Annotated in this window: 18 protein-coding genes and 1 riboswitch; of the genes, 13 read left to right on the top strand and 5 right to left on the bottom strand. The window is 72.1% G+C overall.

Going from position 1 to position 20,499, the window contains the following annotated elements:
- Window positions 1-106 precede the first annotated feature (106 nt).
- On the top strand, window positions 107-1,360 hold the full coding sequence (locus tag ACFY7E_RS17230) for an Ig-like domain-containing protein (RefSeq protein WP_389485594.1): 1,254 nt from the start codon (window positions 107-109) through the stop codon (window positions 1,358-1,360).
- Window positions 1,361-1,372: 12 nt separating this feature from the next.
- On the opposite strand, the gene ACFY7E_RS17225 is transcribed toward ACFY7E_RS17230, so the two are convergent.
- The gene (locus tag ACFY7E_RS17225; RefSeq protein WP_383443122.1) at window positions 1,373-1,774 is read right to left on the bottom strand and encodes a hypothetical protein; all 402 of its coding nucleotides are present in this window, start codon (window positions 1,772-1,774) and stop codon (window positions 1,373-1,375) included.
- 202 nt (window positions 1,775-1,976) lie between these two features.
- Between ACFY7E_RS17225 and ACFY7E_RS17220 the strand changes: the two genes are divergently transcribed.
- The 6 genes from ACFY7E_RS17220 to ACFY7E_RS17195 all read left to right on the top strand — a co-directional run bounded on the left by ACFY7E_RS17220 (window position 1,977) and on the right by ACFY7E_RS17195 (window position 9,186).
- Entirely contained in the window at window positions 1,977-2,597 is a 621-nt protein-coding gene (locus tag ACFY7E_RS17220; protein WP_383443124.1) for a heme-copper oxidase subunit III, read from the top strand.
- Between the two features lie 74 nt (window positions 2,598-2,671).
- Window positions 2,672-3,481 (top strand): c-type cytochrome, encoded by an 810-nt coding sequence (locus ACFY7E_RS17215; protein ID WP_383443127.1) that lies wholly within the window; start codon window positions 2,672-2,674, stop codon window positions 3,479-3,481.
- A complete protein-coding gene (locus ACFY7E_RS17210; RefSeq protein WP_389485591.1) occupies window positions 3,478-4,530 on the top strand; it encodes a Rieske 2Fe-2S domain-containing protein in 1,053 nt (350 codons plus the stop codon). Before ACFY7E_RS17215 ends, ACFY7E_RS17210 begins: the two co-directional genes overlap by 4 nt.
- The gene (locus ACFY7E_RS17205; protein ID WP_389485589.1) at window positions 4,527-6,152 is read left to right on the top strand and encodes a cytochrome bc complex cytochrome b subunit; all 1,626 of its coding nucleotides are present in this window, start codon (window positions 4,527-4,529) and stop codon (window positions 6,150-6,152) included. Before ACFY7E_RS17210 ends, ACFY7E_RS17205 begins: the two co-directional genes overlap by 4 nt.
- 135 nt (window positions 6,153-6,287) lie before the next feature.
- Entirely contained in the window at window positions 6,288-7,352 is a 1,065-nt protein-coding gene (gene trpD, locus ACFY7E_RS17200; protein ID WP_389485587.1) for an anthranilate phosphoribosyltransferase, read from the top strand.
- An 86-nt stretch (window positions 7,353-7,438) separates the two neighbouring features.
- Window positions 7,439-7,555, top strand: a riboswitch (SAM riboswitch).
- A gap of 209 nt (window positions 7,556-7,764) precedes the next feature.
- Window positions 7,765-9,186 carry an aminotransferase class V-fold PLP-dependent enzyme gene (locus tag ACFY7E_RS17195; RefSeq protein WP_389485585.1) on the top strand — a complete coding sequence of 474 codons (1,422 nt, stop codon included), beginning with the start codon at window positions 7,765-7,767 and terminating at the stop codon, window positions 9,184-9,186.
- Window positions 9,187-9,256: 70 nt separating this feature from the next.
- Here ACFY7E_RS17195 and ACFY7E_RS17190 read toward each other — a convergent pair whose 3' ends face one another.
- Together ACFY7E_RS17190 and ACFY7E_RS17185 are read right to left on the bottom strand one after the other, a co-directional pair.
- Window positions 9,257-9,538 (bottom strand): Lrp/AsnC family transcriptional regulator, encoded by a 282-nt coding sequence (locus tag ACFY7E_RS17190; RefSeq protein ID WP_030205672.1) that lies wholly within the window; start codon window positions 9,536-9,538, stop codon window positions 9,257-9,259.
- Window positions 9,535-10,269 carry a rhomboid family intramembrane serine protease gene (locus tag ACFY7E_RS17185; protein WP_389485583.1) on the bottom strand — a complete coding sequence of 245 codons (735 nt, stop codon included), beginning with the start codon at window positions 10,267-10,269 and terminating at the stop codon, window positions 9,535-9,537. Before ACFY7E_RS17185 ends, ACFY7E_RS17190 begins: the two co-directional genes overlap by 4 nt.
- 159 nt (window positions 10,270-10,428) lie before the next feature.
- On the opposite strand from ACFY7E_RS17185, the gene ACFY7E_RS17180 reads away from it, so the two are divergent.
- The 5 genes from ACFY7E_RS17180 (at window position 10,429) to ACFY7E_RS17160 (ending at window position 15,914) form a co-directional block, all read left to right on the top strand.
- Window positions 10,429-10,671 carry a hypothetical protein gene (locus ACFY7E_RS17180; protein ID WP_015033005.1) on the top strand — a complete coding sequence of 81 codons (243 nt, stop codon included), beginning with the start codon at window positions 10,429-10,431 and terminating at the stop codon, window positions 10,669-10,671.
- A gap of 33 nt (window positions 10,672-10,704) precedes the next feature.
- Complete coding sequence (locus ACFY7E_RS17175; RefSeq protein ID WP_389485579.1) at window positions 10,705-12,069, top strand: NYN domain-containing protein; 1,365 nt, start codon at window positions 10,705-10,707, stop codon at window positions 12,067-12,069.
- A 256-nt stretch (window positions 12,070-12,325) separates the two neighbouring features.
- Complete coding sequence (locus ACFY7E_RS17170) at window positions 12,326-13,372, top strand: NlpC/P60 family protein (protein ID WP_389485577.1); 1,047 nt, start codon at window positions 12,326-12,328, stop codon at window positions 13,370-13,372.
- Window positions 13,373-13,570: 198 nt separating this feature from the next.
- Entirely contained in the window at window positions 13,571-14,626 is a 1,056-nt protein-coding gene (locus ACFY7E_RS17165) for an NlpC/P60 family protein (protein ID WP_389485575.1), read from the top strand.
- A gap of 64 nt (window positions 14,627-14,690) precedes the next feature.
- Entirely contained in the window at window positions 14,691-15,914 is a 1,224-nt protein-coding gene (locus ACFY7E_RS17160; RefSeq protein ID WP_389485572.1) for a hypothetical protein, read from the top strand.
- Window positions 15,915-15,961: 47 nt separating this feature from the next.
- Here the strand turns inward: ACFY7E_RS17160 and ACFY7E_RS17155 are convergent, their stop codons facing one another.
- Entirely contained in the window at window positions 15,962-17,242 is a 1,281-nt protein-coding gene (locus ACFY7E_RS17155; RefSeq protein ID WP_389485570.1) for a glycosyltransferase 87 family protein, read from the bottom strand.
- A gap of 84 nt (window positions 17,243-17,326) precedes the next feature.
- Between ACFY7E_RS17155 and ACFY7E_RS17150 the strand changes: the two genes are divergently transcribed.
- Complete coding sequence (locus ACFY7E_RS17150; protein ID WP_389485568.1) at window positions 17,327-18,469, top strand: glycosyltransferase family 4 protein; 1,143 nt, start codon at window positions 17,327-17,329, stop codon at window positions 18,467-18,469.
- A 65-nt stretch (window positions 18,470-18,534) separates the two neighbouring features.
- On the opposite strand, the gene ACFY7E_RS17145 is transcribed toward ACFY7E_RS17150, so the two are convergent.
- Window positions 18,535-20,331, bottom strand: coding sequence for an AMP-dependent synthetase/ligase (locus tag ACFY7E_RS17145; RefSeq protein ID WP_389485565.1), 1,797 nt, complete (start codon window positions 20,329-20,331; stop codon window positions 18,535-18,537).
- Window positions 20,332-20,499: the final 168 nt, after the last annotated feature.

The raw sequence follows: 20,499 nt of genomic DNA, 5'->3' as shown, positions 1-20,499 counted from the left end.
ACCGGAGCACACCGAGGGGCCCGGGCACTTCGTCACCGAAGTGCCCGGGCCCCTCTTTTGCCGCACTCGGCGCGCCCCCTCCGAGTGTTGTTCTTACGGTGAGGTCATGAACGACACGCCGCGCATTCGGACTGTTCTGAGCTGCACCCTGTTGGCCGTGACCGTCACCGCGGGCAGCGCCGCGTGCTCCGGAGCGGACGACCGCCCGTCGAAGGTGAAGGCGTACGACGCGGCGGACCAGCTCGCCGTCAGCGCCCCCGCCGGCGGGGTCAAGGCGGACCCCGAGAAGCCCCTGGAGATCACCGCCAAGGGCGACGAGGGCCGGATCACCGACGTCACCGCCGTCGACGCCTCAGGGCGCCACCTGGCGGGCGAGCTCACCGCGGACGGACGGCGCTGGCGCTCCACGGCCACCCTGGTGGCCGGCGCCCGCTACACGGTCCGGGTGGCCACGGAGAACGGGGACGGCGCCCCCGGCGCCCGTACGTTCACGTTCGAGACGGCCCCGGCGAAGCGGGCCCTGACCGCGACCTTCGGCCCGGAGGCGGGCACGTACGGCGTCGGACAGCCGGTCACCGCCGACCTCAGCCTCCCCGTGAAGGACCGGGCCTCCCGCGCGATCGTCGAGCGGGCCCTCAAGGTCCGCTCCACCCCCGCCGTCGAGGGCGCCTGGTACTGGGTGGACGACAAGAAGCTGCACTTCCGCCCGAAGGAGTACTGGCCCGCCGGCGCGCGCGTCACGGTCAGCGGCAATCTGGACGGCATCAAGGTCGGCGACAAGCTCTACGGCGGCGCGTCCGAGCCGCTGGAGCTCACCATCGGCGACCGGATCGAGGCCGTCGCGGACGCCGGGACGCACCGGATGACGGTGAAGCGCAACGGAGAAGTGATCAACACCATTCCGGTGACCACCGGCAAGCCCGGCTTCGACACCCGCAACGGGGTCAAGGTGGTGCTCGGCAAGGAGTACTACGTCCGGATGCGGGGCACCACCGTGGGCATCGCGGAGGGCAGCTCCGAGTCGTACGACCTGCCCGTGTACTACGCCACCCGGGTGACCTGGAGCGGCGAGTACGTGCACGCCGCGCCCTGGTCCGTCGGTTCCCAGGGCGTGGCGAACGTCAGCCACGGCTGCGTCGGCATGTCGATGGAGAACGCGGCCTGGTTCTTCAAGACCGTCCGCGCCGGCGACCTCGTGCAGACCGTCAACAGCGACGGCGACACGATGGAGGGCTTCGGCAACGGCTTCGGCGACTGGAACCTGTCCTGGGAGAAGTGGCGCGAGGGCAGCGCCCTGACGGAGACCGCCGGTGAACCGGTGGTCTCCACCGAACAGGCCCGCCTGCGGCCCTCCCTCTAGCGAGTGTCCCGCTTACGCGTCGAGCGAGAGGCGCGAGCGCAGCAGGGAGGCCAGGGACGCCGCGAACTCGACCGGTTCCACCGGAAGGGTGACCGCGGCGTCCGCGCGGCTCCAGGTGGCCAGCCAGGCGTCCTGCGGGCGTCCGATGAGCAGCAGCACCGGCGGGCAGCGGAAGACCTCGTCCTTGATCTGCCGGCAGACCCCCATGCCGCCCGCCGGCGCGGCCTCGCCGTCCAGGACGCAGACGTCGATCCCGCCCTCGTCCAGGCGCGCGAGGACCGCGGGAAGGGTGGCGCACTCCACGAACTCGACCGGGGGAACGTCGGCCGCGGGCCTGCGTCCGGCCGCCAGACGCACCTGCGCGCGCGTGTTCGCGTCGTCGCTGTAGACCAGGACCGTGGCACTCGACTGCATCGTTCCTCCGTGGGGAAGTCCGTGGGAAGGTCGTCGTCCGACGCGGCGGATGCTACTCCGGTCCACTGCCCGTCAACACCCGTTCAACACCTGTTCGAAGGGTCTCCCGGGGGCTCCGCGCTGGGCCGTTCGGGCTGGACACACCCCCCTGACACTCCGAACGGCACCCCCCGGAGTGAGGGCGGGATAAGCGACCGACATAATGTCGGTCGTGGCGACAGTAACGACAGTAGAAACAGGGCACGCGCACCCGTCGGTCAATCGACCGAACCTCACCAGCGTCGGAACCATCATCTGGTTGAGCTCCGAGCTGATGTTCTTCGCGGCCCTCTTCGCGATGTACTTCACCCTGCGATCGGTGACGGGTGCCGATTACTGGAAGGCCCAGGCAGAACATCTGGCCTTCCCGTTCTCGGCGACCAACACCACGATCCTGGTGCTCTCCTCCCTCACCTGTCAGCTCGGCGTGTTCGCCGCGGAGCGGGGCGACGTGAAGAAGCTCCGGACGTGGTTCATCATCACGTTCGTGATGGGTTCGATCTTCATCGGCGGCCAGGTCTTCGAGTACACCGAGCTGGTCAAGGACGCGGGCATGTCGCTCTCGTCCGGGCCCTACGGCTCCGTGTTCTACCTGACCACCGGCTTCCACGGCCTGCACGTGACGGGCGGTCTCATCGCCTTCCTGCTGGTCCTGGGCCGGACGTACGCCGCCAAGAGGTTCACCCACGAGCAGGCAACCGCCGCCATCGTCGTGTCCTACTACTGGCACTTCGTCGATGTCGTCTGGATCGGCCTCTTCGCCACGATCTACATGATCAAGTAATCGGTTCCGCCGACACGGCGGACCGAGACATCCAGCAAGCACCGACGCAGAAGATCCTGACACCGGGGTAATCCGTGAAAAAGCTCTCCGCACGACGACGCCATCCGCTGGCGGCGGTCGTCGTCCTACTTCTCGCGCTGGCGGCCACGGGGGGCCTGTACGCCGCGTTCGCGCCCGCGGGCACGGCGAAGGCCGACGAGACCGCCCAGTCCCTCGCCATCGAGGAGGGGAAGAAGCTCTACTCCGTCGGCTGCGCCAGCTGCCACGGAACCGGCGGTCAGGGCACCTCTGACGGCCCGTCCCTCGTCGGCGTCGGTTCGGCCGCCGTGGACTTCCAGGTCGCCACGGGCCGCATGCCGGCCCAGCAGCCGGGCGCCCAGGTCCCGAAGAAGAAGAACATCTACTCGCAGGCCGAGATCGACCGGCTCGCCGCGTACGTGGCCTCCCTCGGCGCCGGCCCGATCACGCCGACCGAGAAGCAGTACGACCCCGCGGGCGCCGACGCCGCCAAGGGTGGCGAGCTGTTCCGCACCAACTGTGCCCAGTGCCACAACTTCACCGGTGAGGGTGGCGCGCTGACCCACGGCAAGTACGCCCCGAGCCTCGAAGGCGTGAGCCCGAAGCACCTCTACGAGGCCATGCAGACCGGCCCGCAGAACATGCCCTCCTTCCCGGACACGACCATGCCGGAGAAGGAGAAGAAGGACATCATCGCGTACGTCCAGGCGGTCAACGGCGAGAAGGCCGACAGCCCGGGCGGTCTCTCGCTCGGTGGCCTCGGCCCCGTCAGCGAGGGTCTGTTCGGCTGGATCTTCGGCCTGGGCACGCTGATCGCAGTTGCCATCTGGGTCGCGGCCCACACCGCTAAGGCCAAGAAGTCATGAGTAGCCAAGAGATTCCAGAAGAGAACCTGCCGGCAGGGCAGGACACCGCGCACGGCGCGGTGAAGGTCGCCGACGACCCGTTCGCCGACCCGGGCCTCCCGCCCCACAAGCCCCGCATCCAGGACATCGACGAGCGGGCCGCCCGTCGGTCCGAGCGCGCGGTCGCCTTCATGTTCACGCTGTCGATGCTGGCCACCGTCGGCTTCATCGCCTCGTACGTGATCTTCCCGGTCGACAAGATCGTGTACATCTGGCCCTTCGGCCGGGTGTCCGCGCTCAACTTCGCCCTGGGTCTGACCCTCGGCGCGGCCCTCTTCTTCATCGGCGCGGGCGCGGTCCACTGGGCCCGCACCCTGATGTCCGACGTCGAGGTCGCCGACGAGCGTCACCCGATCGAGGCGTCGCCCGAGGTCAAGGCGAAGGTCATGGCGGACTTCGCGGCCGGTGCCGCCGAGTCCGGCATGGGCCGCCGCAAGCTCATCCGCAACACGATGTTCGGCGCGCTGTCGCTCGTACCGCTCTCCGGCATCGTCCTGCTGCGCGACATGGGCCCGCTGCCCGAGAAGAAGCTCCGGACCACGATGTGGGCCAAGGGTCTTCAGCTCATCAACATGAACACGCACGAGCCGCTGCGTCCCGAGGACGTCGCGGTCGGTTCGCTGACCTTCGCGATGCCCGAGGGCCTCTCGGAGCACGACCACGACTTCCAGACCGAGATCGCCAAGGCCGCCCTGATGATCGTCCGGATCCAGCCGGAGGACATCAAGGACAAGCGCGAGCTCGAGTGGTCGCACGAGGGCATCGTCGCGTTCTCGAAGATCTGCACCCACGTGGGCTGCCCGATCTCCCTGTACGAGCAGCAGACGCACCACGTCCTCTGCCCGTGCCACCAGTCCACCTTCGACCTCTCCGACGGCGCCCGCGTCATCTTCGGCCCGGCCGGTCACCCGCTTCCGCAGCTGCGGATCGGCGTGAACGACAAGGGCTTCCTGGAGGCGCTCGGCGACTTCGACGAGCCCGTCGGTCCTGCCTTCTGGGAGCGCGGATGAGCACCGTGACGGATACCAAGAAGAAGGCGCCCGCCGGTGAGCGGGTCGCCGACTGGGCCGACGGCCGCCTGGGGATCTACACGCTGGCCAAGGCCAACATGCGGAAGATCTTCCCGGACCACTGGTCCTTCATGCTGGGCGAGATCTGCCTCTACAGCTTCATCATCATCATCCTGACGGGCGTCTACCTGACGCTGTTCTTCCACCCGTCGATGAACGAGGTGGAGTACGCGGGCCCGTACGTCCCGCTCCAGGGACAGCTGATGTCCGAGGCGTTCAACTCGACCATGCACATCTCGTTCGAGGTGCGCGGTGGTCTGCTCATCCGGCAGATCCACCACTGGGCGGCGCTGATCTTCCTCGCCGGCATGTTCGTGCACATGATGCGCGTCTTCTTCACCGGCGCGTTCCGCAAGCCGCGTGAGATCAACTGGCTGTTCGGCTTCCTGCTGTTCTTCCTGGGCATGTTCACCGGCTTCACCGGTTACTCGCTCCCGGACGACCTGCTCTCCGGCACCGGTGTCCGCTTCATGCAGGGCGCGATCCTGTCCGTGCCGGTCATCGGCACGTACCTCTCGATGTTCCTGTTCGGCGGGGAGTTCCCCGGCGGCGACTTCGTCGCCCGGTTCTACTCGGCGCACGTGCTGCTGCTGCCCGGCATCATGCTGGGCCTGATGGTCGCCCACCTCATCCTGGTGTTCGTCCACAAGCACACGCACTTCGAGGGCCCCGGCCGTACGAACAAGAACGTCGTGGGCATGCCGCTGCTGCCCGTGTACATGGCGAAGGCCGGAGGCTTCTTCTTCCTGGTCTTCGGCGTCATCGCGATCATCGCGGCGATCGCCTCGATCAACCCGATCTGGGCGCTCGGCCCGTACCGCCCGGACCAGGTGTCCACCGGCGCCCAGCCCGACTGGTACATGGGCTTCGCCGAGGGCCTGATCCGCGTCATGCCGGGCTGGGAGATCAACCTCTGGGGCCACACGCTGGTCCTGGGCGTGATGATCCCGCTGGCGATCTTCCCGGCGGTGCTCGCCGCGATCGCGGTCTACCCGTTCATCGAGTCCTGGATCACCGGCGACAAGCGCGAGCACCACATCGCGCAGCGCCCGCGCAACGCTCCGACGCGCACCGCCTTCGGCGTCGCCTGGATCACCGCGTACATGATCATGCTCGTGGGTGGTGGAAACGACCTCTGGGCGACCCACTTCCACCTGTCGCTGAACTCGATCACCTGGTTCGTGCGGATCTTCTTCTTCCTCGGTCCGGTCATCGCGTTCATCGTCACCAAGCGGATCTGCCTCGGCCTCCAGCGCCGCGACCGGGACAAGGTGCTGCACGGCCGCGAGTCGGGCATCATCAAGCGCCTGCCGCACGGTGAGTTCGTCGAGGTCCACGAGCCGCTCAGCCAGGGCGAGCTGCACCGCCTCACGGCGCACGAGCAGTACGCTCCCGCCGAGCTGCCGCCGGCCGTCGACGAGAACGGCGTCGAGCGGAAGATCGGCCCCGTGGAGAAGCTGCGGGTCAAGCTCAACAAGGGCTACTACGGCGACGACAGCCAGATCGCCAAGCCCACCGTCGAGGAGTACAAGGAGATCCAGAGCGGCCACGGCCACCACTGATCACCCGAACCTCCCGACTTCCCCAGAAGTCGCCACGGTGAGAGCCCCGTCCATTCGATGGACGGGGCTCTTCGCCGTCCCCGGGGGTCGATAGGGTGGGCCCGTATCCGTATGCGACGACGCCCAGGAGCTGCCATGAGCGCTGCGACCCCCGCTGGAGGACCTACCACGGCGGGCCGCTCCTGGCCCGTCGTCCTGGACGGCCTGCTGTCCGGCCGCGACCAGAGCGCCGAGGACACCGCCTGGGCCATGGACCGCATCCTGCGCGGCGAGGCCACCGACGCGCAGATCGCCGGCTTCGCGGTCGCCCTGCGCGCCAAGGGCGAGACCGTCGAGGAGATCGCCGGCCTCGTCCGGACGATGTACGAGCACGCCAACACGATCGAGGTGCCCGGCCCCTCCGTCGACATCGTCGGCACCGGCGGCGACGGCGCCAAGACCGTCAACATCTCCACCATGTCGGCGATCGTGGTCGCGGGCACCGGCGCCAAGGTCGTCAAGCACGGCAACCGCGCGGCCTCCTCCGCCTCCGGCGCCTCCGACGTCCTGGAGAAGCTCGGCGTCAACCTGGAGCTGACCCCGCGCCGGGTCGCCGAGGTCGCCGAGGAGGCGGGCATCACCTTCTGCTTCGCGGTGAAGTTCCACCCGGCGCTGCGGCACGTCGCCGCGGCCCGCAAGGAGCTCGGCATCCGCACCACCTTCAACTTCCTCGGCCCGCTCACCAACCCGGCCCGCGTCCGGGCCCAGGCGACCGGCGTCGCCGACGCCCGGATGGCCCCGATCATCGCCGGGGTGCTCGCCGAGCGCGGCTCCTCCGCCCTGGTCTTCCGCGGCGACGACGGGCTCGACGAGCTGACCACCACGGCCACCTCGCGGGTCTGGGCGGTCCGGGACGGCGCGGTGCGGGAGGAGGCCTTCGACCCCCGGGACGTCGGCGTCGACCTCGTGCCCGTGGAGGCGCTGCGCGGCGCGGACGCCTCGTACAACGCCGACGTGGCGCGCCGGCTGCTCGCGGGGGAGACCGGCCCGGTGCGGGACGCGGTCCTGCTCAACTCGGCGGCGGCCCTCGCGGCCCTCGCGCCGGGGGAGGGCGCCCTGACGGAGCGGATCCGCGCCGGCATGGCGGAGGCCGCCGAGGCGATCGACTCCGGCGCCGCCCGCCGGGCCCTGGAACGCTGGATCTCCGTCAGCAACGCGTAGCGTTCCGGCCTTTCGCCGTACGACCCCGGTCCAGCATGCGGACCGGGGTCTTGCGCATCGGCGCTCCTGTGGCAGGATGCTCTTCAGGTCACGAGTGACAGCGTTTTGGCCCCGGCTTGCTGTCCGGCAACCCTCCGTCCGTGGCGGGGTGCCCCGGGTGATGACCAGGCCGTAGGCAGCGAGGTCTACGGCAAGCGCGGACCCCTCGAACACCAGGGGTCCTGGTCTCTCGAGGAGCTTTTTCCGTGAGCAAGCGAATGCGATAGGGCGAGTCCGCCCCTTCTTCACCCTCGGATCAGGGTCCCTTCCGCGTACCCCCACGTCCTCCGAGGCCTCACCCGTACCCCGCCGTCCCCGGCCGCGTACGGGATTCACCGAAGCCATTCCGCACCGCCCGCCGGGAGATACCGCCATGTCCGCACGCCCGAACGCCGTCGCCACCGCCGTCGCCACCGCCGCCGAGACCGTCGAGACCGCCGCCACCGAGTCCGCCGACCCCTGCTGCGCCGCCCCGCTGCCCGTCCTCGGCCGGGACGTGACCGTCCCGCTCGTCACCGGCGGCGAGGTGACCTACGCGGCGCTCGACTACGCGGCCAGCGCCCCCGCCCTCCAGCGGGTCTGGGACGACGTCGCCGCGTACGCCCCCTACTACGGCAGCGTCCACCGCGGCGCCGGCTACCTCTCCCAGCTCTCCACCGACCTCTTCGAGAACAGCCGCGCCACCGTCGCCGAGTTCCTCGACTGCCGCCCCGGCGACCAGGTCGTCTTCACCCGCTCCACCACCGACTCGCTCAACCTGCTCGCCGCCGCGGTCCCCGCGGACTGCCAGGTCTTCGTCTTCGAGACCGAGCACCACGCCTCCCTGCTGCCGTGGCGCGACGCCCGGGTCACCTACCTCAACGCGCCCCGCACCCCGGCCCAGGCCGTCGAGACCCTGGAGCGGGCGCTGGCGGACCGCGACCCCTACGGCCCCGCCCTGGTCTGCGTCACCGGCGCCTCCAACGTCACCGGCGAGCTGTGGCCGGTGAAGGAGCTGGCCGCCGCCGCGCACGCCCACGGCGCCCGGATCGTGGTCGACGCCGCCCAGCTCGCGCCCCACCACCCGGTCTCCGTGACCGACCTGGACGTGGACTGGATCGCCTTCTCCGGGCACAAGCTGTACGCGCCCTTCGGCTCCGGCGTCCTCGCGGGCCGCGCCGACTGGCTCCAGGACTCCCAGCCCTACCTCGCGGGCGGCGGCGCCTCCCGCAAGGTGGCGCGTCGGGCCGACGGTGGTGTGGACGTGGAGTGGCACACCACCGCGGCCCGGCACGAGGCCGGCTCCCCGAACGTCATCGGGGTCTACTCGATCGCCTCCGCCTGCAGGGCCCTCACCGAGGCCGGCTTCGACGCCCTCGTCGCCCGCGAGAACCACCTGATCGCCAAGGTCCGCGAGGGCCTCGCCGAGGTTCCCGAGGTCCGGGTCCTCTCGCTCTTCGGCGACGACGCCCCCCGCGTCGGCGTCATCTCCTTCGTCGTGGAGGGCTGGAACAGCTCCCACTTCGCCGCCGCGCTCTCCGCCGAGTACGGCATCGGCGTCCGCGACGGCCTCTTCTGCGCCCACCCGCTGGTCCGCACCCTGCTCGGCAGCGACCCGCAGGACCCGGGCGAGTGCGGCGCCCCCGAGACCGCGCCCGGCGAGCGGTCCCTCAACGCCATCCGGGTGAGCTTCGGCGCCGGTACGCCCGACGAGCACGTGGAGCGGTTCGTCGGCGCCGTGAAGGAGCTCGTCCGGGACGGCGCCCGGTGGAAGTACCGCACCGAGGACGGCCGCTGCGTCCCCGACCGCGGCTGATCGCTCACTCGTACGGGTGAAGGGGCCTCCCGACCGGGAGGCCCCTTCACCGTTCTCCGCGCGTGGAGCCTCAGGACTCCAGACCGATGGCGAAGGCCGCCTCCAGGTCGTGCTGCGAGTACGTGCGGAACGCGACATGCGTGTCCGTGGCCTCGACGCCCGGGATCTTGCTGATGCTGCCGGGGATCACGTCCGCGAGGTCGTCGTGGCGCGGAACCCGGACCATGGCGATCAGGTCGTACGTACCGGTCACCGAGAAGACCTCGCTGACGCTGTCGAGCGCCGCGATCGACTCGGCGATCTCGGGGATGCGGTCCACGCTGGTCTTGATGAGCACGATCGCGGTGATCACGGCTGGCTTTCTCCCTCGGTCGCCGCGGCTGGGGCTTTCACTCTATCCCCACCCCGGTAGCGCACCCAGGCGTAGAGGAAGCCGATCGCGAAGCCCACCACGTGGGCCAGATAGGCGACGCCGGGCCCCGCGCCCGCCGCCCGCGCGGCCATCCACTGGAGCGTGAACCAGAAGATCAGCACGATCCAGGCGGGGAAGCGCAGCGGCAGGAAGAAGAGGAAGGGGAAGAGGCTGGTGACCCGGGAGCGCGGGAAGAGGAAGAGGAAGGCCCCGAGCACCCCGGAGATCGCCCCGGACGCCCCGACGAGGGTCTGCTCGCTGTGGGCGTGCGCCGCCGCGTACCCGGCGAGGGCGAGGTAGCCGGTGCCCAGGTAGAAGAGGGCGTACGCGAACCGCCCCATGCGCTCCTCGGCCATCGCGCCGAAGACGTACAGGAAGAGCATGTTCCCCAGCAGGTGGAGCCAGCTGCCGTGGACGAAGAGCGCGGTGAACGGGGTGAGCAGGGCGCGCGGCTCACCGCTCATCAGCTCGGCGGGGACGACCCCCCAGCGGCGGAAGTACGAGCCCTGGGCCGCCAGGAGCGCGTCCCCCGTGCCGTGCGCCGGGTTCAGTCCGGAGACCGGGCTGAACAGGAAGAGGAGGCAGCAGGCGGCGATCAGGCCGTACGTCACCGCGGGCCCGCCGCGGACGCCCCGCCAGGTACCGGTCACCGCGCTTCGCCAATCGGTCACGGACCGATCATGGCGCACCCGGGACGAAGGGGACAGAGCGCCTCGCCGTGCCCCCGCTCGGCCGTGAGGCCGTAGGGTTGCGGGCAGTACGACCGCAGTTCGACGGCGCACCGCGGCTCCCGCACCTGAGTACCACGCAACAGGAAGAAGGACGGCTCGATGACGACGGTTCCCCTGCCGACCGCCGAGACCCGCTGGCGCTGCACGCTCTGCGGCAACCTCACCCGATTCGACGTGACCCGCTCCTCCAAGGTCGTGGAGTACGTCCATCTGGACCTCGCCGGTGAGCCGACGGTCGAGGAGCGGCAGGTGGTCAGTGAGACCATCGAGTCGGTCCGCTGCCGCTGGTGCAACGCGGTGGATCAGATCGAACTGGTGGACAGGCCGGGCGCCGCCTCCTGAGGGACGGCGCGGACGACATAGGGGTGACGGATCGTGGAGCAGCCCGCGCACGGTGGAGAGCCGGCCGGCGCGGCAGGTGACGCTGCCGAGACGCTCGACCACCCACTGCCGGAGGGCGTACGGCGGCGGGTCGTCGCGCTGGTCGCGGACGCCTTCGGCGGGCTGACCGTCGCGGAGCTGCCCGCGCCCCTGCGGCAGTACGCGCGGTTCACCGCGAGCCGGCGGGCCAAGTTCGCCGGCAACGCGATGGCGGCCGCCCTGGAGAGCGACCCGCTCTTCCGGCAGCGGATCGGCGAACGGCTCAAGCAGGGCCAGCCCGAGCTGGCCGGAGCCGTGGAGGGCGGCACCCCGCCCGCGGCCGCCGACCCCGTCGACGTGGCGGCGGCCGCCTACGTGCTGCGCCCGCCCGGCTGGGTCAAGCTGGTCGCCGCCGCCGGCGAGGAGGCCCTGCGGGTCGACGCCGAGCGGGCCGACGAGGCCGGCCGGCGCGAACTGGAGCGGTTGCGCGAGGAGATCGCAGCCGCCCGGGACCGGTCCCGGGGCGAGAGCGAGCAGTTGCGGAACGACCTCGACGCGGCCCGCAAGGAGGCCGAGGCGCTCCACCGCAAGCTGCGCAGCGCGCAGAGCGACGTGAAGCGGGGCGAGGCCGCGCTGCGCAAGGCCCGGGGCGAGATCGAGGCCGCGCGGGCGGAGGCGGCGGCCCAGGTGTCGGCCGCCGAGAGCGAGAGCCGGCGGCTGCGGGCCCGGCTCGGCGAGGTCGAGGCGGCGCTGGAGGCCAGCCGCAGGACCGCCCGCGAGGGACGCTCGGTGGAGGACATGCGGCTGCGGCTGCTGCTCGACACGGTCCTCGACGCGGCCCAGGGGCTGCGCCGCGAACTCGCGCTGCCACCTGTCTCGACGCACCCGGCGGACACCGTGGACGCGGTGGAGCCGGGGCGGATGTCCCCGAAGGACATCGCGGCGCGGGCGCTCTCCGAGACAGACCCGGCGCTGCTGGACCAGCTCCTGTCGCTGCCGCAGACGCACCTGGTCGTCGACGGCTACAACGTCACCAAGACCGGTTATCCGACGATGCCCCTGGAGAAGCAGCGGCTGCGGCTGCTCGGCGGGCTCTCGGCCCTGGCGGCCCGCTCGGGCGCCGAGGTCACCTGTGTCTTCGACGGGGCGGAGCTGGCGGCCCCGGTGCTCCTCGCGCCGCCGCGCGGGGTGCGGGTGCTGTTCTCCAAGCCCGGTGTGACGGCGGACGAGTTGATCCGGCAGCTGGTGCGGGCGGAGCCGCCGGGGCGGCCGGTCGTGGTGGTCTCCACCGACCGCGAGGTGGCCGACGGGGTGGCGAAGGCGGGGGCGCGTCCGGTGGCGTCCGCCTTGCTGCTGAAGCGGCTTTCGCGGCTCTCGTGACGTATCGTAACTCCTGGTCGCTATGCCCGGATTCTGGACGGCGGTCCGTCAACCTCCCCTCACTGCCCGTGCCGTGTATGTAAATAATGTGGTGTGTGAGCGAGATTTTCTCCGGTGGGATTTGAATGATCACAACTCGGTCACTAGGGTCAGGCCTCGAACCTTCGCGCGGTCGATCACCCATCCGGGGTGACGGCGGAGGAACCGCCTGCCCCTGACCGGTTGGGCGGCTCTGAGGAAGAAGGAGCTCGCCTTCGTGGCGTCCCACCGTCGACCCAAGCAGCCGAGCCGCACCCGTGTGACCGTGCTCACCGTGACCGCGGCCGCCGCCGTCGCCCTCACCGCCCAGTCCGGTGCCCAGGCGGCCCCCGCCAAGCCCAAGATCGACGAGGTCAAGTCGAAGGTCGACGAGCTGCACCACGAGGCCGAGGAGGCCACGGAGCAGTACAACCAGGCCGAGGAGCGCCGGGGCGAGCTGCAGAAGGAGATCGGCCAGCTCCAGGACAAGGTGGCCCGGGGGCAGCAGGAGCTCAACACCCTGCGCGACAAGATCGGTTCGGTCGCCAGCGCCCAGTACCGCTCCGGCGGCATCGACCCGGCCCTCCAGCTCTTCCTCTCCGGCGACCCGGACACCTACCTCGACAAGGCGTCCGCGATCGACCAGTTGAGCGCCCAGCAGGCCGACGTGCTCACCGAGATCCAGGCCAAGCAGCGCACCCTGTCCCAGCAGCGCGCCGAGGCCACCGGGAAGCTCGGCGACCTCGAGGACGTCCGCAAGTCCCTCGGCGACAAGAAGCGCAAGTACCAGGGCAAGCTGGCCGAGGCCCAGAAGCTCCTCAACACCCTCACCGCGGCCGAGAAGGCCAGGATCGCGGAGGAGGAGCGGAAGAAGGAGCAGCGCGCCAGCCGCGCCGCCGGCGAGCGGGTCGACCTGGGCAACGAGGCGCCCGCGAGCGGCCTCGGCGCCGCCGCGCTCAGCGCCGCCGCCACCCGGGTCGGCATGCCGTACGCCTCCGGCCAGGAGGGCCCCTCCTCGTTCGACTGCTCCGGCCTCACCCAGTGGGCCTACGGTCAGGCCGGCGCCAAGCTCAGCCGCGTCACCTACACCCAGCAGAACGACGGCACGAAGATCGGCCGCAGCCAGCTCAAGCCGGGCGACCTGGTCTTCTTCAACAACCTGGCGCACGTGGGCCTGTACGCGGGCAACAACACGGTCCTGCACGCCCCCTACCCGGGCGCCAACGTCCGCTACGAGGCGATGGGTTACCTGGGCTCGTTCCAGTTCGGCGTCCGCATCGGCTGACCCGCCCCCGCGACCCGCCGCGGTACACCGCCCGAACGGGTGGTTCGCGGCGACGCACGCTGACCCGACGCCCCGCCGGTGACCTGTGTTCTCCGGCGGGGCGTCACTTTGTGTGCCCGGCGCCCTCGTTGGACGGAGAGTGATCAGCCGCTACTGTCTGCCGCGCCAGTCTGCGTCGAGCCGAACGGAGCGCGATCCGTGGCGTCCCACCGCCGACCCGCCCGGGTCACCGTCCTCACCGCCGCCGCCGCGGCCACCGCGGCGGCGTCCCTCGGGGCCGTCCCCGCGAACGCCGACCCCGGGGCCGGCACCGGGGCCGCCCGGACCACGGTCGACCGCCTCTTCGAGGAGGCCGAGCGGGCCACGGAGAGCTACAACGAGGCGGACGAGAAGGCGGACGCGCTGCGCCGCACGGTCTCCCGGGCCCGGGACGGCCTCGCCCGCGGCCAGGAGCGCGTCAACCGCATGCGGGGCGTCCTCGGCTCGGTCGCCGGGGCCCAGTACCGCTCCGGCGGCATCGACCCCGCCCTCGCCCTGCTGCTCTCCTCCGACCCGGACAGCTACCTCGAACGCGCCTCCGCCCTCGACCGGCTCACCGCCCGCCAGAGCGCCGCGCTCGGCGAACTCCTGCGGGAGCAGCGCCGCCTCGGCCAGCAGCGGAGCGAGGCCCGCACGGTCCTGGCCGAGCTGGAGCACAGCCGCACCGAGGTCGCCCGCCACAAGCGCACCGTCGAGCGGAAGCTCGCCGAGGCCCGCCGGGTGCTCGCCTCCCTCACCGCCGAGGAGCGCGCCGACTTCGAGGAGCGCGCCTCCCGCACCGGGGGCCGCGAGGACGCCCGCGCCGGTGGCGCCCCCGGCGGGCCGGCGGGGGAGACGATGCCCGCCGCCGTCGACGCCGGTCCGGTCTCCTCACGGGTCGCCGCCGCCGTGGCCGCCGCCCGGAGCGCGGTCGGCAGGCCGTACGTGTGGGGGGCGACCGGGCCCTCCGCCTTCGACTGCTCGGGCCTGATGGTCTGGTCCTACCGGCAGGCCGGGATCGGCCTGCCGCGCACCTCCGCCGCCCAGCGGTACGCGGGCCGCCGGGTGCCGCTCTCGCAGGCGCGACCGGGGGACCTCGTCACGTACCGGAGCGACGCCAGCCACGTGGCGATCTACGTCGGGAACGGACAGGTCGTCCACGCCCCCTACCCGGGCGCCCGGGTCCGCTACGACCCGGTGAACATGATGTCGCACGTGACGGTGACCCGGGTCTGAGCCGGAGCGCGGGTCCGCCCGCCCCGGGAGCCGCCCCCGCCGTCCGGACCGTACGATCGGAGGCGTGGCGGGTCAGGGATACGGAGCGCGACGGCCGGCGGTCTTCTGCCTGCTGGCCCTGCTGCTCGCCCTGACGGGCCTCGTCGGCTGCACGGAGACCGGGCCCGTCCGCGCGACCACGCGGGAGATCCAGACGCTCCTCGACGCGCACGCCAGGGCCCTCCTCGCCCGCGACGAGCCCGGCTACCGGGCCGCCCTCGACCCCGCGTACGCGCCGGCCGCCCTCACCCTCTACCGGCGGCTCGCCGCGGTGCCGCTCGCCGGCTGGTCGTACGAGGTCACCGGCGTCGACCGCACCTCACCCGACCGGGCCACCGCCCGCGTCGACCTCGGCTACCGGCTCAGGGACCACGACCGGCGGCCCGTCACCGGCGCCCGCGTCCTGGACCTCGCCGAGCGGGACGGACGCTGGTACGTGACCGGTGAACGGCCCGCCGAGGGCGCGCCCCGGCAGCTGTGGGAGCAGGGCGACGTCACGGTCGTCCGAGGGGCCCGTTCGCTGGTCCTCGGCGCCGGCCAGGACCGGGCCCGGCTCCGGGAGATCGCGGCGGCGGCCGACCGGGCGGTCCCCGCCGTCGCCGGCGCCTGGTCCGGGGACTGGGCCCGCCGGGTGGTCGTCCTCGTCCCCGGCTCCCTGGACGCGATGGGGGAGCTGCTGGCGGCGCCGGGGGACTCCTACCGGGGGATAGCGGCCGTCACCACGGGCGAGACCAGGGGCGGGACGGACGCGCCCGCCGACCGGGTGATCGTCAACCCCGAGGCGTACGGGATGCTCGGCGACTTCGGCCGGCAGCTCGTCCTCACCCACGAGACCGTCCACGTGGCCACCCGCGCCCACACCACCCCGTCGACCCCGGTCTGGCTCTCCGAGGGCTTCGCGGACTGGGTCGCCTACCGGGACACCGACCGCACCCCCGCCCAGGCCGCGCCCGAGCTGCGCCGCGCGGTCCGGGACGGCGAGCCGCCCGCCCGGCTCCCCGAGGACCCCGACTTCGCCTTCGGCGGGGACGCGGAGGCCCTGGCGCGGGCCTACGAGGGCGGCTGGCTGGCCTGCGAGCTGATCGCGGACCGCTGGGGCGAGGAGGAGCTGACCGCGTTCTACCGGGCGGTGGGCGCGCACCCGGTCCGGGAGGGCGCGGTGGAGAACGCGCTCCACGACGTCCTGGACACCACCCCGGAGGAGTTCACCGGGGACTGGCGCGCCTACGTGGAGGAACAGCTCGGTTAGGGGGTGTCCCGCCGGTCGGGCCGGATCACGGCCGGGCCCGCCGTCGCTCAGCGGAGCGAGCCGGACAGGGTCTTCTCCCGGTCCGGGCCGGACGCCTGGGCGGGTACGGTCGCGGTGCCGATGAGACGCGGCTCCGTGACCGTCTGACGCCACAGGATCCGGCAGGCGAGGACGGCGGCGGCGACCAGCAGGCCGTTGCGGGTGAAGAGGACCGCCATGCCCAGCGGATCGCTCCGCGTCACGTGCCAGAACCACACCGGGAACTCGAACTGCGTCACCGCCGTCGCCCAGACCACCAGGTGCGCGGGCCGCTCCATCCGGCTCGACCGGAAGGCCAGGCACACCGCCGCCAGACCCACCAGCCACAGCATGTACTGCGGGGAGAGCACCCGGCTCGTCAGCGTGAACAGCAGCACCGCCACGAAGGCCGCGTCCGCCACCGTCGACGAGACGAACCGGCGCGCCCTGATCCGCCACAGCAGCAGCCAGCCGAAGGCGCCGACCGTCACCGCCATCGCGGCCGTCGACACCGCCGGCACGTACGGGCCGAGGAACTCCATCGAGCCGTAGTTCATCCGCACCTCGCCCTCCCAGCCGAAGTGCCGCAGCACGTGGAAGACCGTCGCGCCCAGCGACTCGACCTCGGTGCCCCGGTCCCGCTGGAAGGAGAGGAACGACAGCGCCCCCGGCCTCCACAGCACGCAGAGCAGCAGCACCCCGGCCGCCGCGCCCGCCGCCGCCGACCAGGAGCGGAACGCCGCCCGCCCCTTCCGGGTGCCCACGAGCAGCAGCGCCGGCCACACCTTCAGGACCGCCCCGAAACCGGCGAGCGCGCCGAGGACCCGCGGGCTCCGGCCGGCCGCGAGCAGCCCCGCCACGGCGGCGGCGGTCACCATCACGTCGTACCGGGCGTACGCGGTCGGGCCGAGCAGCGCGACGCCCGCCAGCCAGATCCAGGCGCCCCGGGACGTCCGGCCCGCCCGGCGGCCCGTGTACAGGAGGAGCCCGAAGACCAGCGCGTCGCAGAGCAGGGCGAGGACGAAGAAGGCGGCCGCGTAGCCGAGGAACGGCACCAGGTCGGGGGCGAGCATCACGAACGCCGCCGCCGGCGGGTACTGCCAGGTGACGTCGTCCACCGGGTACGTGCCGCTCCGCAGCACCTCGTACCAGCCCCGGTAGATGTTCTCCACGTCGAACGCGATGTCCGGCCCCGGGACCTCCACGACGTCGAACACGCACAGCAGGAGCAGGACCCGGGTGAGGCCCCAGAGACCGACGGCAAGCCACGGGCCCGTGCGCGAGCCCTTCCCCACTGCGCCCGTCGTCACTGACTGGTCCTCGTCCGGTCGGCCCGCTCGCGCGGGGGAGTGGTGGTGCCGGGCTGCGGGTGCGATCGCGTACTGTCGGCCACGATGCACAAGACCCTGATCGTAACCAACGACTTCCCGCCGCGTCCCGGGGGAATCCAGGCCTTCCTGCACAACATGGCCCTCCGCCTGGACCCCGAACGGGTCGTGGTCTACGCCTCCACCTGGAAGCGCGGACGCGAAGGGGCCGAGGCGACGGCCGCGTTCGACGCCGAACAGCCCTTCACGGTCGTCCGGGACCGCACCACGATGCTGCTGCCCACCCCCCGGGTCACCGCCCGCGCCACCGCGCTGCTGCGCGAACACGGCTGCGCGTCCGTGTGGTTCGGCGCCGCGGCCCCGCTCGGCCTGATGGCCCCCGCCCTGCGCCGGGCCGGCGCCCGGCGCCTGGTGGCCACCACCCACGGTCACGAGGCGGGCTGGGCCCAACTGCCCGCCGCCCGGCAGCTGCTGCGCCGCATCGGCGAGGGCACCGACACGATCACCCATCTCGGCGAGTACACCCGCTCCCGGATCGCCTCGGCCCTCACCCCCGCCGCCGCCGACCGGATGGTCCAGCTCCCGCCCGGCGTCGACGAGAAGACCTTCCACCCCGGCTCCGGCGGCGACGGGGTCCGCGCCCGCCTCGGCCTCAGCGACCGGCCCGTCGTCGTCTGCGTCTCCCGGCTCGTCCCGCGCAAGGGACAGGACACCCTGATCAGGGCCCTGCCGGCCATCCTGCGCCGGGTCCCGGACGCGGTCCTCCTGATCGTCGGCGGCGGCCCGTACGAGAAGGACCTGCGCCGCCTCGCCGCCGAGACGGGCGTGGCCGGATCCGTACGCTTCACCGGCGCCGTCCCCTGGGCCGAACTGCCCGCCCACTACGGGGCCGGAGACGTCTTCGCCATGCCCTGCCGCACCCGGCGCGGCGGCCTCGACGTCGAGGGCCTCGGCATCGTCTACCTGGAGGCCTCCGCCACCGGACTGCCCGTCGTCGCGGGCGACTCCGGCGGCGCCCCCGACGCCGTCCTCGACGGCGAGACGGGCTGGGTCGTGCGCGGAGGGTCCCCGGAGGAGACCGCCGACCGCGTCTCCACCCTCCTCCTCGACCCCGAACTCCGCGCCCGCATGGGCGAACGGGGCCGGGCCTGGGTGGAGGAGAAGTGGCGCTGGGACCTGCTGGCGGAGCGGCTGCGCGCACTGCTCTGAGCGGTACGGGAAGGGGCCCCGGGCGATGCGCCCGGGGCCCCTTCCCATATACGCGTCCGCCGGGCTCAGCCCCGGTAGATCGCCTCGATCTCGTCCGCGAAGTCCTTCGCCACCACGTTCCGCTTCAGCTTCAGGGACGGGGTGATGTGCCCCGCCTCCTCCGTGAACTGGGCGGGGAGCACACGGAACTTGCGGACCGACTCCGCCTTGGACACCGCCGCGTTGCCGTCGTCGACCGCCCGCTGGACCTCCGCCAGGAGCTCCGGGTCGTCCCGCAGGGACGCCGCCGTCGCACCGGCCGGCTTGCCGTGCTCGGACGCCCAGCGGCCGAGGAACTCCTCGTCCAGGGTGACGAGCGCGCCCACGAACGGACGCCCGTCGCCGACCACCATGCACTCCGCGACCAGCGCGTGCGCCCGGATCCGGTCCTCGATGACCGCCGGGGCGACGTTCTTGCCGCCCGCCGTCACCAGGATCTCCTTCTTCCGGCCGGTGATCGCCAGGTAGCCGTCCTCGTCGAGCGTGCCGATGTCGCCCGTGTGGAACCAGCCGTCCGCGAGCGCCTCTGCCGTCGCCGCCTCGTTGTTCCAGTACCCCGTGAAGACGTGCTCGCCGTGCAGCAGCACCTCGCCGTCGTCGGCGATCCGCACCACCGAGCCCGGCAGCGGCTGCCCGACCGTGCCGATCTTCTGCCGGTCCCACGGGTTGAACGCGGTCGCCGCGCACGACTCCGTCAGGCCGTAGCCCTCCAGGACGGTGAAGCCGATGCCCCGGAAGAAGTGGCCGAGCCGCTCGCCCAGCGGCGCACCGCCCGAGATCGCGTGCTCGCCGCGCCCGCCGAGGACCGCCCGCAGCTTGCCGTAGACCAGTTTGTCGAAGACCTTGTGCTTCAGCCTCAGGCCGAAGGACGGGCCCTGCGGGGTGCCCAGCGCCCGGCTGTACGCGATGGCCGTGTGCGCGGCCCGGTCGAAGATCTTGCCCTTGCCGTCGGCCTGCGCCTTGGCCCGCGCCGAGTTGTAGACCTTCTCGAAGACCCGGGGCACGCCCAGGATCAGCGTCGGCCGGAACGAGGCCAGCTCGTCCGTGAGGTTCTTGATGTCCGGGACGCAGCCCAGCCGGATCGGCGCCATCACGGACGCCACCTCGACGAGCCGCCCGAAGACGTGCGCGGCGGGCAGGAACAGCAGCACCGAGCACTCGCCCGTGCGGAAGAGGGGCTTCAGCCGCTCCACCACGTTGCCGCACTCGGCGAAGAAGGCCCGGTGGGTCAGGACGCAGCCCTTGGGGCGGCCCGTGGTGCCCGAGGTGTAGACGATCGTCGCCGGGTCGTCCGCGTTCGCCGCCGACATGCGCGCGTCGAGCAGCTCGTCGGAGACGCCGGCCCCGTCGGCGGTGAGCCGGGCGACGGCGTCGTCCTCGATCCGCCACACGTTCTTCAGCTCCGGCAGGTTCGCCCGGACCGAGGCCACCGACTCCTCGTGCGCGGCGGTCTCCACCAGGACGGCGGTCGCGCCCGAGTCGCCCAGGATCCACTGGATCTGCTCCGGCGAGCTGGTCTCGTACACCGGGACGGTCACCCCGCCCGCGCTCCAGATCGCGAAGTCGAGGAGCACCCACTCGTAGCGGGTGCGGGAGAGCAGCGCGACCCGGTCGCCCGGCTCCACGCCCGCGGCGATCAGGCCCTTGGCGGCCCCGCGGACCTCGGCGAGGAACTCGGTGGCGGTGACGTCCGTCCAGACGCCGTCGACCTTGCGCCCCATCACGGCGACGTCTGGGTGCTGGGAGGCGTTGCGGCGGATGAGATCCGTCAGGTTGCCGTCCGTGGGGACCTCGTACAGGGCCGGAAGGCTGAACTCGCGCAAGACTGCTGCTCCTCATCGGGCGCCGGCGCCACGGCTCTGTGTGATGCACCGGTGTAGTCCATATTCGGCCAGGTGCTCAGTGGGGGTGAGCACGACCGGACTGCCCGGACGTTACCCACCAGTACACGGTTCCCGATAGGGGGTCCCGGCCAGATGTTCCGTGCGTCA

The organism is Streptomyces sp. NPDC012825, from assembly GCF_042900925.1.
Lineage (GTDB): Bacteria > Actinomycetota > Actinomycetes > Streptomycetales > Streptomycetaceae > Streptomyces.
Note: the sequence above shows the minus strand (reverse complement) of the source record. Positions and strands in the feature narration are given on the sequence as shown.